This window comes from Dyadobacter arcticus (assembly GCF_011762185.1).
Lineage (GTDB): Bacteria > Bacteroidota > Bacteroidia > Cytophagales > Spirosomataceae > Dyadobacter > Dyadobacter arcticus.
On sequence record NZ_JAASQJ010000004.1, the window covers coordinates 456404 to 468619 of the forward strand.

Here is a 12216-nt window from a genome sequence, read left to right on the forward strand (position 1 = left end):
GAATGTGAATGAGTGAATAAATTTTGTCACACTGAGCGCAGTCGAAGTGCGTTCCTGCTTGGCGGTAACGCACTTCGACTCCGCTCAGTAAAACAAAAACGAATTACCCCAAACTATAAATGACCATAAATGACAACCAATGACAATCCCAAACTACACCGTATTCAAAAGCTACCTGGCCATCCTGCTGTATATGACGTCGCTGGACTCCGTTTTTGCCCAAACCGCCAAACCCAAATACAACGTCCTCTTTATTGCAGTCGACGATATGAATGATTGGGTAGGGCCCTTTGGCGGTTACTCGGGTATAAAAACACCGAACATTGATAAGCTCGCTAAAAAAGGGGTTTCTTTCACGCGGGCTTATTGCGCGGCACCAGCCTGTAATCCTTCTCGTACAGCATTACTGACTGGCGTGCGGCCTTCCACTTCCGGGGTTTATCATAACAATCAGCCCTGGCGTCCGGTGATGCAGGACGCGGTGACATTGCCCCAGTACTTTACCGCCAATGGTTATGAGGTGAAAGGCGCTGGAAAAATTTATCATAACACCTACAATGACGATGCTTCCTGGCCAACCTACTTTGAGATCCCAAAATCCCCTGAGCCGCCCAAGGCGCCTGTGAATGGTTTTGCGCATTTTGATTGGAGTCCGGTGAATGCGAAAGACGAGGATATGGGAGATTGTAAGATCGTGAATGAGGGTATTTCGTTTTTTGACCAAAAACACGACAAGCCTTTTTTCCTTGCCATTGGTTTCACCCGCCCGCATTTGCCCTGGTATGTGCCTCAGAAATATTTTGATATGTATCCTCTGGAATCCATCAAAAAGCCCAGAGTGATCGACAATGACCTGGGTGATGTACCTCCTGCTGGGATCAAAATCGCCAAACCTGAGGGAGATCATAAATTCATCGTTGAAAACAAACAATGGGAAAAGGCGGTGCAGGGTTACCTGGCTAGCATCACATTTGCCGATGGACAGATCGGGCGATTGCTGGACGCATTAGAGAAAAGTAAATATGCCGAAAATACCATCATTGTTTTCTTTGGCGACCATGGCTGGCATTTGGGAGAGAAGGAACATTGGCGGAAATTTGCCTTATGGGAAGAAGCTTCGCGCGTACCTTTCATCGTTTACGCGCCGGGTTTATCAAAGTCCGGCTCAATTTCCGAACGCACCGTGAACCTGCTGGATATTTACCCAACACTCACAGAACTGTGTAATTTGCCCAACAAAAAGGGATTGGAAGGGAATAGCATCGCCACATTATTGAAAAATCCTGCTGCGGAATGGGAGCATCCTTCGGTAACTACGCATGGATTCGGAAATCATGCGGTACGCTCCGAAAAATGGCGTTATATTCGTTATAATGACGGTTCTGAGGAGCTTTACGATCATGAAAAAGACCCTCAGGAATGGAAAAATCTGGCAAAAGACGAACAATTTGCAGCAGTTAAGACAAAGCTGGCAAAATCATTGCCTGCTGTCAATACAAAAGATGCCCCTACTGTCAAGGAAGGCAAGGAATAAACCTTAAACTGCCCAATAATGAAAAATTACCGTTATGCTACGGCAATACTGCTTGTTATGGCTTTTGCGCCAGTTTTGTGGATTCCGAATAGCGTTGCGGGGGAAATTGGAGATAAGAAGGTTAAGAAGAAATACAATGTATTATTCATCGCTGTCGATGACCTCAACAATGACCTGGGATGTTATGGAAATACTTATGTAAAGACTCCAAACATTGATCGCCTTGCGAAGCGGGGGGTTAAATTTAACCGGGCGTATACACAGTTTCCGTTGTGCAGTCCCAGCAGATCGTCGCTGCTTACTGGCCTGAGACCAGATGTTACCAAGATTTACGAACTGCAAACGCATTTCCGTAAAAACCTTCCGGACGTGGTCACGCTTCCGCAATTATTTAAAAACAACAATTATTACAGTGCCCGCGTCGGCAAAATCTTTCATTATGGCGTTCCAGGGCAAATTGGGACGGATGGACTGGATGATCCGATTTCTTGGGATGAGAAGGTCAATCCAAAAGGTCGGGACAAAACGGAAGAAGCTTTAATCAAAAATCTGACACCCGACCGGGGTCTGGGAAGCGCATTGTCGTGGCGGGCTTCCGAGGGTACGGACGATGAGCAAACCGATGGAATGATCGCCAATGAAGCGATCAAAATCATGAAGAAGAAAAAGGCCAGTCCTTTTTTTCTGGCAGTCGGGTTTTTCCGCCCTCACACCCCATATGTAGCCCCGAAAAAATATTTCGACCAGTATCCGGTCGCGACAGTCCCGTTACCAAAGGAAATCCCTAATGATCTCGACGATGTGCCGGAAGCAGCACTTTTTACCAAACCTTCGCATTGGGGATTGTCCGTTGATGAGCGAAAAGAGGCATTGCGGGGCTATTATGCCACCATTTCATTTATGGACGCGCAGGTTGGGAAAGTGCTGGATGCTTTGGACAAGTTGAAATTAACGGACAAAACGATTATCGTTCTTTGGAGCGACCACGGCTACAATGTTGGACAACACGGTCAGTGGATGAAACAAAGCTTGTTTGAAAATTCCGCACGAGTACCGCTCATTATTTCGGTACCCGGCGGGACCAAAGGAAAAGCCTCAGACCGTACTGTAGAATTGCTGGACATTTATCCGACACTGGCAGTATTATGCGGAATTTATCCCAGTCAGAAATTGCAGGGAAAAAATCTTACCGGGTTGTTGAAAGATCCAGCCGGACTATGGGACAAGGCGGCTTATACGCAGGTAAAACGCGGTGCGATAATGGGCAGAAGTGTCCGGACAGAAAGATTTAGATATACCGAATGGGATGAGGGCAAGGCAGGTGTGGAGCTATATGACCATCAAAAGGATCCCGACGAATTTACGAATCTAGCCAAAGACACCAATTTTATCATTACAGTAAGTGAAATGTCGGCGCTGCTTGGCAAAGTGTATCCGCCGACGCAGTAACCAATATAGATCTTCCTATGAAAGCATTTTTTGGCTTGATGGTTAGCATTGGCCTGCTGGCATTGCTGGGGACTGGTTTTGAAATCAATCGACCGGTTGAGGATATTTCATTTCAAAAAAATAAAAAGCCGAATATCGTCATCATCATTGCCGACCAATGGAATGCGCAATCGGTGGGTTATGCTGGTAATGCAGATGTGAAGACGCCGAATCTGGATAAACTGGCAGCCAGGAGCGTTATTTTCAAAAATGCAGTTTCGGTCATGCCGGTTTGCAGTCCCGCCAGGGCTAGCCTGCTCACGGGCCAGTACCCGCTCACGCACGGCGTTTTTTACAACGACCGTCCGCTTCGCAACAAAGCGCTGACCATGGCTGAAATTTACAAAGAGGCGGGTTATGCAACGGGCTTTATCGGAAAGTGGCACGTGAACGGGCAGCAGAATTTTGAAAAGCAATTCAGCGCCCGCAATCGTCCGGTCCCGAAAGATCGCCGTCAGGGTTTCGACTATTGGAAAGCGCGCGAAGTGACGCACGATTACAACAATTCATTCTATTTCGATGAAAATGATGTGAGGCATGATTGGTCGGGTTATGATGTTTTCCCGCAAACTGACAGCGCGATCAGTTTCATTGATAAAAATAAAGCAAAACCTTTTCTGCTGGTACTGGCCTGGGGGCCGCCGCATGATCCTTATGCAACTGCGCCAGAGGAGTACCGGAAATTGTATCAGCCGGAAAAGCTCACTTTACGGCCCAATATTCCTGATTCGCTTAAAGCAAAAGCACGGAAGGATCTGGCAGGCTATTATGCACATTGCACGGCATTGGATAAGTCGGTGGGAGATTTACTGACAGCATTAAAAAAGGCCGGAGTGGAGGAAAACACCATTCTCATTTTTACTTCCGATCATGGCGATATGTTGTATTCGCAGGGAAAGATGAGGAAACAAAAACCCTGGGACGAGTCGCTGCTGGTACCGTTGATTGTACATTATCCTGCGGGACTGGGTGTGAAAAAGCGTGAATTAACCCTTCCATTCAGCAACATTGACATTTTGCCAACATTATTGGGATTGAATGATTTAAAAATTCCAGCTGCTATAGAGGGGACAAATTACGCAGCAATCCTGAGCGGAAAAGATCAGCCGACGGGCGAGGAAGCCGCATTGATCCAATTGCCCGTGCCGTTTCATGAAAACAATTTTTTGAATGGAGGAAAGGAATACCGCGCAATCCGCACAAAACAATACACATACGTTCGAGATTTAAACGGTCCGTGGCTTTTGTATGACAATGTCAAAGATCCCTACCAACTCACAAATCGGATTGGAACTTCGGAATATGCGGCTGTGCAGGCTAAACTTGAAAAGGTGCTGGTAACTAAACTGGCCGAAGCGAAAGACCAGTTTCTGACGGCCGACACTTATATGTCTCACTGGAAATACAAATATGATGGTAAGGATAGCCTGCGTTTGCATTAAGTCATTGTTGTTAATTGCGTTGCTCAACAGTTATACGCAGCGGGCATCAGCACAGAGAAAAAGCACTTCTCAACCTCCTAACATCATTTTCCTACTTACCGACGATCACCGCTGGGATGCGCTGGGGGTTATGGGAAACAAGATCATTCAAACGCCCAATCTTGATGCGATTGCAAATCGCGGCATTCTTTTCCGGAAGGCATATGTTACCACGGCGATTTGCATGGTCAGCCGCGCCAGTCTGTTGAGCGGCCAGTACTTGTCCAGGCATGGTATTGCCGACTTTAACACCGATTTCACGTCCCAGGCACTTTCTCAAACCTATCCGGCGCTGCTAAAAAAGGCAGGTTATAAACTTGGTTTTATTGGGAAATGGGGTATTGATGTGCAAAATCAGCCTGATTCGCTTTTCGACTATTGGGCGAGTGCCAAGGAAGGACAGCCTGCTTATGAGCTGGTCAATAGAAGCGGAAAGGTTATTCACCATACCGACAGCGTAGAAAAAGATATCTCACAATTTCTCAATCAATTTGCTGGAAAACAGCCTTTTTGTTTGTCAGTCAGTTTTAAAGCGCCTCACGAGCTCGATGGTAATCCGCCGACTTATCCGGTTCAGGAGCGGTTTAAGGATTTGTATAAAAATGATAAGATTCCTGATCCCATTACAGCGGATCCAAAATTCTGGACCAGCTTTCCCGATTTTTTCAAGACTGATGCCAATATCGGCCGCGACCGCTGGAAACCTTTGCTTTCAACACCTGAACTTCGGCAGGAAACCACCAAAAATTATTACCGGCTCATTACCGGCGTTGACGAGGTCGTCGGGAACCTGGTTGCGCAGTTGAAAACATTGAATATTGATAACAATACCATCATCATTTTTATGGGCGACAATGGTTTCTCGCTCGGCGAGCATGGATTGGAAGGCAAATGGTTCGGCTTCGAGGAATCGATCCGGGTGCCGTTGATTATCTCTGGAAATGTGCTTCCTGATCATTTGAAAAAAACAAAAAACGATCAGATATCCCTGAATATCGACATTGCACCTACTATTTTGTCACTTGCAGGCATTCCGGTTCCTGCGCAAATGCAGGGAAAGGATCTGATTGGAATGCTGGATAAACAATTACCAGCACGAGAGGATTTTTTTTACGAACATACCTTTATGGGCAGTCCGCGGCTACCGAAGGTCGAGGGCGTTGTTTCAGCTGATCTCAAATACATGAAGTACACGGAGCACGGGTACGAACAACTTTATGACACAAAGAATGATCCGCATGAAACCGCGAACCTGGCCGCAGACAAAACATATACAAACCAAATAACTGCCCTTAGAAAACGGTACGAAGTCCTCAAAAAAGAAGCAAAATAACGTGAGAGTGCAAACGGTTTACGGCAAATTAATTTGCCACGAAACCCCAAACCTATCGTTTACCCAACCAAATTTTTTACTGAAACCATAATTGCCGATGGCCATCAGTGCCTTTCCACCTTCGAGTAGTTTTTCGTAGAGTTCCGTTATTTCTTCCTCACTTTCGCAGGAAATGAAAAGTGACATGGCTGGGGTAAAGGTGAAATCATGCACAGGACTGCTATCGATTGCCATGTATTGTATACCATTCAATGTGAATGTTGCGTGAATAATTTTCCCCTCCATTTCACCGGCGACATGCTTACTTATAGAAGTAATAGCGGAATCGGGAAATAGTGAAGTGTAGAAGGTTATCGCTTCTTCGGCTTGTCCTTCAAACATTAAAAAAGTGGTGATTTTTTGGGCCATTTGAACGTCATTTTTAGAGCTTAAATTACGCATCGCCACCTGTTGGCGCATCAGAAGCAATTATACCAAATTTTTTTGCCGCACATTCTTGCTTTGCTAAAAAGTTTATTTCATCTTTGTCTATCGAATTAGTAGATTTATTGAGAATGAAGGGAGAGGTTAGGCTCTATGATCTTCTGGCAACCTAGGACTTTTAAGGTGCCCCAACCTAATTCTAATGATAAATCTTAAGATCCAACCACCGGATTGAATTCTACTAAATGAAGCTGATCTTTTCAGGAAGATCTGGTGAACTGTATGGTTTTTAAGGCTGTGTTTTGTGATGTTAAAAATCCGGGTTGAATCTTATTCTAGCTATATAACTCAATGAAAATCAGAAATTTTTGTTCCTATGCAATGCTCATTGCATTTTCGTTCAATATCAATTTTTCACAAGCAAAATCCCTTCCGCTTAAAAACGGCATCTGGCGCGGCGTCTTCAAGGTTGGAGAGATTGAAGTGCCATTTAATTTTGAAGTCAAAAATGGCGCTGATGAAAAGCCTGTTTTCACAGCCATCAATGGTGACCGCAGGGATGATTTTCAGGTAACCCACGTTTCCGACGACTCGATCCGGGTTAGTCTGAACACCTTTGAAACAGCCTGGTTCGCAAAAATCCAGCCGGACGGCAGCATTATCGGGGTTCAGAAAAGTCTGGTTCCGGGGAATACCAGCCGGGTATATCCATTTGAGGCCCGGCCAGGGAAAGCCTATCGTTTCGTGGAGCCGGGAAAAGAAGTTGTACCGAAGTCGAATATTTCCGGACGCTGGGTTGTGAAGATTCAGGCCAATCCCAATGCGACAGACAAAGCGGCCCCTGACAGGGTAGCCGTTTTTGAACAAGAAGGAAACAAATTGAATGGCATTATCCTTTCCGTTTCGGGCGACAGCCGGGAGCTGGAAGGCAGCGTACAGGGCGATGAGTTTCTATTGTCGGGCTTCACGGGAGCCAGTCCGGCTTACGTGAGAGGAAAGATTAATAACGACAACTCCATCACTGGTTCGATTGGAGCCAGCGCAGAGCCCATCCGGTTCGACGCTGTAAAAGACGATAAGGCAGCTTTGCCGGATGCCTATGCACTTACATTCCTGAAACCGGGTTATGACAAATTCGACTTTACTTTTCCGGACATCAACGGAAAGCAGGTATCGCTCAGCGACGAAAAATACAAGGGTAAGGTAGTGATCATCGAAATCATGGGAACCTGGTGCCCTAACTGCATTGATCAGGTTACTTTTCTGGCTCCCTGGTTTAAAGAAAACAAAAGCAAAGGTGTAGAAGCAATCGGGCTGGCATTTGAGGCAAAAGATGATCCCGCATTTGCAAAAAACACATTGACTAAACTTAAAAACCGCTACGATATCCAGTATGACCTGCTTTTCGCTGGAAAAGTGGGAGGTAATGTGGTCGCGGAAAAGTTGCCTGCAATCGATAAATTCCTGGCTTATCCAACGACCATCATTGTAGGCCGCGATGGTAAAGTGAAGGAAATACACACTGGCTTTTCCGGAAAAGGAACCGGCCAGTTCTACCAGGATTATGTAAAAAAATGGAACGAAGATCTTGCCAAGCTCATCTCCGAGCCCCTTCCTTGAAAGGCAGGGCAATCGATTCGTTTGCGGCGGCCTGGCGGCGCCGAGATTGACTATTATAATAAATCACATTTTAGGATATGGAAATTTATTGTGACAATGCTGCTACAACGGCACTGGATCCTGAGGTAATCGAAGCGATCCTGCCTTTCCTGACACAAAATTTTGGTAATCCGTCGTCCACACATGCGGCTGGGCGTAGCGTAAAAGAGGCGATAGACCAGTCCCGAAACACGGTTGCGCGCATTCTGGGAGCCTCTCCCGGCGAAATTTATTTCACTTCCGGGGCGACAGAAGCCAATAACCTGGCCCTAACCGGCGCAATTCAGACTTATGAGATCAGTCACGTCATTACCAGCAAAATTGAACATAAGGCGGTGTTGCAAACTTTGGCCAGGCATGAAAAGGAAGGGGATATTGAAATCAGTTTCGTAAAGCTGGACGAGCGTGGCCACGTTGACCTTTATCATTTGGAAAATTTATTGAGGGCCAATCCGCGTACTTTGATCACATTGATGCATGCCAATAATGAGATCGGCAACATTACGGACATTCATGCGATTGGCGTTCTGGCGCTGCGTTACAATGCTATTTTTCATACCGATACCACGCAAACTATTGGTAAAGTGCGGTTTGATCTGAACCAAATGGACATTGATTTCCTCGTTGGCTCAGCGCACAAATTTCATGGGCCAAAAGGGATTGGATTTATTTACATTAATAAGAAACATAAGATCAAACCGCAGATACTAGGTGGCGGACAGGAGAATGGGCAACGCGGCGGGACGGAAAATGTAATAGGGATTGTCGGACTTGCCAAAGCCTTGGAAGTTGCCGACCGCGACCTGGAAGTGAATCAATCCAAAGTTTGCCGGTTGAAGCAATACCTGATCTCAAAACTGGCGATCAGTGGGATTGCTAACATTTGCTATAACGGTGATAGCAAGTCGATTGATAACAGCATTACAAGCGTCGTTAATGTTTCTTTTCCTTGTCTGACGACGGAAAGTATTTTTAAAAAACTCGATGCTGCTGGCATTGCGGTGTCGGGTGGGAGCGCCTGTTCCAATCTGGGTAATGGCAGCTCACATATGATCAGCGCATTGCCTTGCCAGCGGGATAAGGAAAATGTCCGCTTTTCATTCAGCAAATTCAACGACTTTGACGAAGTGGATTATATCGTGGAAACGCTTGTGGGCATTTACGGTTCCGAGCATGCCGGGAGAAAAAAAGAAAAGGAATTAGCCATTATTTAAATCAACGAGCCGCAATGAAAGATACTTTTCTATTAAAGATCATTTATAGAAACGCCGTAAGCCTTCACAAGATCACGTCAGTCGTTGAATCGGTAAAAGGGGCGAAGATCAAGCATCTCAATTTTATCAGCAGAGGAAAAACATTCGTCGGGATCATCGCCTTCGAAGTTACCCAGCTCATTGACTTTGAGCAGATTATCGTGCTGATCAGAAGAAATGGAGATATCTCAGAAATCGAAAGGGTTTCGGATCCAACTTTATGTTATTAAAGTATTTAGACCTGAAACCCTTCCTTATTTTCGGGTAAAATCAAACAGCGCTGGTTACCATCGCTTTTGGTTTTCTGTATTTATGCAGGTTGATCAAAAGTACACTGGCCAAAATGACGATCAATCCTGAGATTTGCATGGGTGAAATGGATTCATTGGCAAAAAATATCCCTAATAAAACCGCTACAACCGGATTGACATAAGCATAAGTACTCACTTTGGTAGCAGGTTGTACTTTCAAAAGCCACACATAAGCGCTGAAACCAGCAATGGACCCAAATATGATCAGATAAACGGCTGCAAGCCAGGCGTCGGTCGGAACCGTTGCAAGATTAAGTGTCTCGGCTTCTCCGGAAATGAAAATTCCAGGAATAAATGCAACCCCCGCCGCAAACATTTGCCAGGTAGAGTTAACGGTTGCCGAATTGGAACCAGACTGGTATTTGGAATACAAAGATCCGCCCGCCCAGGCCATGGACCCTAATACAACCAGCCCCATTGCAAAAAGATCGCGGGAACTGTTTAATGAGGACATACTCGCCATAATCTTCTCGCTGAAAAGTAATACGACACCTGCAAAACCAATCAGTAGCCCTATGATCGTTGACTTATTGCTCAGATTTTCAGACCATTTAGGTTTATCCAGCAACACAAACCACAGCGGGGAAGATGATACCATGATGGCGACCATTGCGCTCGGCAGGAATTGCTCGACCCAGATCACAATGCCATTTCCGACAAATAATAACAATAAACCCGTAACAATCGCTGGTTTGGCAATTTTATAGGAAAATATCTTTTCGCCCTGCGCAAGGCTCCATGCGAGCATCAACAAACCTGCAATGATGAAGCGGAATGCACCTAAAAAGAACGGGGGCAAACCTTCCAGCGCTCTTTGAATAAAGAAATAAGTGGAACCCCAAACAATGTAAACCGTGGCGAATGCCAGCACTACAAGGAGGGTAGACGGAGTTTTGTTTTCTGTTTGCATGACAACGCTATTTTTCTGGTATGACTAATTGTTGTTCTTCTTTTACTGTTTCAAGTACGATGGTGGTCCGGGTGGAAATGATATTGGGTATTTTGCTGAACGAGTTTCGCATTAAGGCCATTAGCGATGCCGAATCGGCGGTTCTCACTTTCACCAGATAACAGTCGTCCCCGGCAATGTGGTGTACTTCCTGAACTTCCGGGATCTTCGCCAGTTCTCTGGGGGTATTGCTGCTCCCCATTCCTTCCGACGACTTCATGGAAATGAATGCAAGCAGCTTTTGCTGCAATGCGGCCGGGTTGATGCGCGTGGTGTACTGAATAATGACATTCTTCTGTTCCAGCTTTTTAACCCTTTCTAAAACTGCCGAAGGAGCCATTTCCAGCTCCCGTGCCAGATCCGCATTGGAGATCCTTGCATTCTCCTGCATAAGCCGCAGAATGCTTAGATCGATCTTGTCTAATATTATTTCATTTAAATTCATGGCTAATAGATAGTGTAATTCGAATGATGTTCAGTTTTATGTGTGCTAACTTGTATATAGTTCACGTATTACAGTTCAAAGTTATTAAAAGTTCTCTTTTTAGTTGAGTATTCAGAATTATTTTCTATTTGGACTATGAGGACAGGTTTTGCAGGCTGAAATCAATAATTTTTCATATTTGTAAACAATATACTTCAACTCCAAACTCTATGAGAACAACTGTTTTGTACCTGTTTATCACATTGCTTGCCTCCGGCCCAATTGCGGTTGCCCAGATAGACAAAAAGGCAACGAAGGAAACAAAGGCACTTTATAAAAATCTCGGTCTATTGGCCAAAGAACAGATCCTTTTCGGGCATCAGCATGCAACCGAGTATGGTCACGGATGGTTTGGGGACGAGGAGCGATCGGATGTCAAATCGGTAACCGGCTCACATCCGGCTGTAATTGGCATTGATTTCAGCGGATTGTCGGGGCGTTCGCAAGACGCAATGATAAGAACGAGCGAGGCGCTGCGGAGGAATGTGTTGGATACGTATAACCGGGGAGGTATTACCACCGCTGCCTGGCATTTCTCCAATCCGGCTTCCGGTGGTGGGTTTTATTGGAAGGATTCGGTTTCCGTGGCTGCCATGGCGCTAATCAAGCCGGGCGGGTCGCATCATGAGAAATATAAGGAGATATTGAAAAACGTAGCCTCTTTCGCCAACTCGCTCAAAGGGAACGACGGGACATTGGCACCACTGCTTTTCAGGCCTTATCACGAATTCGACGGGGATTGGTTCTGGTGGGGCAAAGGGCACACCTCCAGGGAAGATTTCATTTCAGTCTGGCGATTTACGGTGAGCTATTTGCGCGATAGCTTGAATGTCCACAATTTCCTTTACACCTTCTCTCCCGACAATAAATTTAGCTCAGAAGCAGAGTTTCTGGAAAGATATCCGGGTGATGAATGGGTGGATATGGTAGGCATGGACAACTACGGGGACTTCGGCCGTGACGGTAAGTACAATCTGGAAGCAGGTTTGAAGAAATTGAAAATCGTTTCTGATTATGCCAAGAAAGCAGGCAAGCTGGCTGCATTTACGGAAACTGGTCTTGAATCAATCCCAAACCCCACCTGGTGGACAGAAACCTTATTGAAAACCTTAAAGGCTGAAAAAATGAACCTGGCTTATGTACTCGTCTGGCGAAACGATGCCAAAAGTCCCACCCATTATTATGCGCCATACCCTGAGCAGGTCAGCGCGCCGGATTTTATGAAATTTTACAATGACCCTTACACCGTTTTCGAGAAGGACCTTCGGAACATTTACAAGTGATTCGATGGATCAAAAACA

At 45.6% G+C, this 12216-nt stretch carries 11 protein-coding genes and 1 riboswitch; of the genes, 8 read left to right on the plus strand and 3 right to left on the minus strand.

Annotated elements, in window-relative coordinates; translation table 11 throughout:
- Positions 1-139 precede the first annotated feature (139 nt).
- The 4 genes from FHS68_RS20740 to FHS68_RS20755 are packed head-to-tail and all read left to right on the plus strand — an operon-like array spanning position 140 to position 5836.
- Positions 140-1534, plus strand: a complete 1395-nt coding sequence (locus FHS68_RS20740; RefSeq protein WP_167274317.1) for a sulfatase — start codon at positions 140-142, stop codon at positions 1532-1534.
- Between the two features lie 18 nt (positions 1535-1552).
- On the plus strand, positions 1553-2983 hold the full coding sequence (locus FHS68_RS20745) for a sulfatase (protein WP_229211994.1): 1431 nt from the start codon (positions 1553-1555) through the stop codon (positions 2981-2983).
- Between the two features lie 17 nt (positions 2984-3000).
- Positions 3001-4464 (plus strand): sulfatase family protein, encoded by a 1464-nt coding sequence (locus FHS68_RS20750; protein ID WP_229211995.1) that lies wholly within the window; start codon positions 3001-3003, stop codon positions 4462-4464.
- Positions 4433-5836, plus strand: coding sequence for a sulfatase family protein (locus FHS68_RS20755; protein WP_167274319.1), 1404 nt, complete (start codon positions 4433-4435; stop codon positions 5834-5836). Before FHS68_RS20750 ends, FHS68_RS20755 begins: the two co-directional genes overlap by 32 nt.
- Positions 5837-5854: 18 nt before the next feature.
- Here the strand turns inward: FHS68_RS20755 and FHS68_RS20760 are convergent, their stop codons facing one another.
- A complete protein-coding gene (locus FHS68_RS20760; RefSeq protein WP_167274322.1) occupies positions 5855-6244 on the minus strand; it encodes a VOC family protein in 390 nt (129 codons plus the stop codon).
- 134 nt (positions 6245-6378) lie between these two features.
- Positions 6379-6471, plus strand: a riboswitch (SAM riboswitch).
- Between the two features lie 139 nt (positions 6472-6610).
- Between FHS68_RS20760 and FHS68_RS20765 the strand changes: the two genes are divergently transcribed.
- From FHS68_RS20765 to FHS68_RS20775, 3 genes are all read left to right on the plus strand, one after another.
- On the plus strand, positions 6611-7879 hold the full coding sequence (locus FHS68_RS20765) for a peroxiredoxin family protein (protein WP_167274325.1): 1269 nt from the start codon (positions 6611-6613) through the stop codon (positions 7877-7879).
- A gap of 77 nt (positions 7880-7956) precedes the next feature.
- Positions 7957-9132, plus strand: coding sequence for a cysteine desulfurase family protein (locus FHS68_RS20770; RefSeq protein WP_167274328.1), 1176 nt, complete (start codon positions 7957-7959; stop codon positions 9130-9132).
- A gap of 14 nt (positions 9133-9146) precedes the next feature.
- Positions 9147-9401 carry a hypothetical protein gene (locus tag FHS68_RS20775; RefSeq protein WP_167274330.1) on the plus strand — a complete coding sequence of 85 codons (255 nt, stop codon included), beginning with the start codon at positions 9147-9149 and terminating at the stop codon, positions 9399-9401.
- Between the two features lie 40 nt (positions 9402-9441).
- Here FHS68_RS20775 and FHS68_RS20780 read toward each other — a convergent pair whose 3' ends face one another.
- The gene (locus FHS68_RS20780) at positions 9442-10392 is read right to left on the minus strand and encodes an EamA family transporter (RefSeq protein WP_167274333.1); all 951 of its coding nucleotides are present in this window, start codon (positions 10390-10392) and stop codon (positions 9442-9444) included.
- Between the two features lie 7 nt (positions 10393-10399).
- Positions 10400-10876 (minus strand): Lrp/AsnC family transcriptional regulator, encoded by a 477-nt coding sequence (locus FHS68_RS20785; protein WP_167274336.1) that lies wholly within the window; start codon positions 10874-10876, stop codon positions 10400-10402.
- A gap of 209 nt (positions 10877-11085) precedes the next feature.
- On the opposite strand from FHS68_RS20785, the gene FHS68_RS20790 reads away from it, so the two are divergent.
- Complete coding sequence (locus FHS68_RS20790) at positions 11086-12198, plus strand: glycoside hydrolase family 26 protein (RefSeq protein ID WP_167274338.1); 1113 nt, start codon at positions 11086-11088, stop codon at positions 12196-12198.
- Positions 12199-12216 lie beyond the last annotated feature (18 nt).

Bases quoted from the DNA above. Each gene is read 5' to 3' on its own strand.
- FHS68_RS20740 (WP_167274317.1), top strand. From the start codon at position 140: ATGACAATCCCAAACTACACCGTATTCAAAAGCTACCTGGCCATCCTG.
- FHS68_RS20745 (WP_229211994.1), top strand. From the start codon at position 1,553: ATGAAAAATTACCGTTATGCTACGGCAATACTGCTTGTTATGGCTTTT.
- FHS68_RS20750 (WP_229211995.1), top strand. From the start codon at position 3,001: ATGAAAGCATTTTTTGGCTTGATGGTTAGCATTGGCCTGCTGGCATTG.
- FHS68_RS20755 (WP_167274319.1), top strand. From the start codon at position 4,433: ATGATGGTAAGGATAGCCTGCGTTTGCATTAAGTCATTGTTGTTAATT.
- FHS68_RS20760 (WP_167274322.1), bottom strand. From the start codon at position 6,244: ATGGCCCAAAAAATCACCACTTTTTTAATGTTTGAAGGACAAGCCGAA.
- FHS68_RS20765 (WP_167274325.1), top strand. From the start codon at position 6,611: ATGAAAATCAGAAATTTTTGTTCCTATGCAATGCTCATTGCATTTTCG.
- FHS68_RS20770 (WP_167274328.1), top strand. From the start codon at position 7,957: ATGGAAATTTATTGTGACAATGCTGCTACAACGGCACTGGATCCTGAG.
- FHS68_RS20775 (WP_167274330.1), top strand. From the start codon at position 9,147: ATGAAAGATACTTTTCTATTAAAGATCATTTATAGAAACGCCGTAAGC.
- FHS68_RS20780 (WP_167274333.1), bottom strand. From the start codon at position 10,392: ATGCAAACAGAAAACAAAACTCCGTCTACCCTCCTTGTAGTGCTGGCA.
- FHS68_RS20785 (WP_167274336.1), bottom strand. From the start codon at position 10,876: ATGAATTTAAATGAAATAATATTAGACAAGATCGATCTAAGCATTCTG.
- FHS68_RS20790 (WP_167274338.1), top strand. From the start codon at position 11,086: ATGAGAACAACTGTTTTGTACCTGTTTATCACATTGCTTGCCTCCGGC.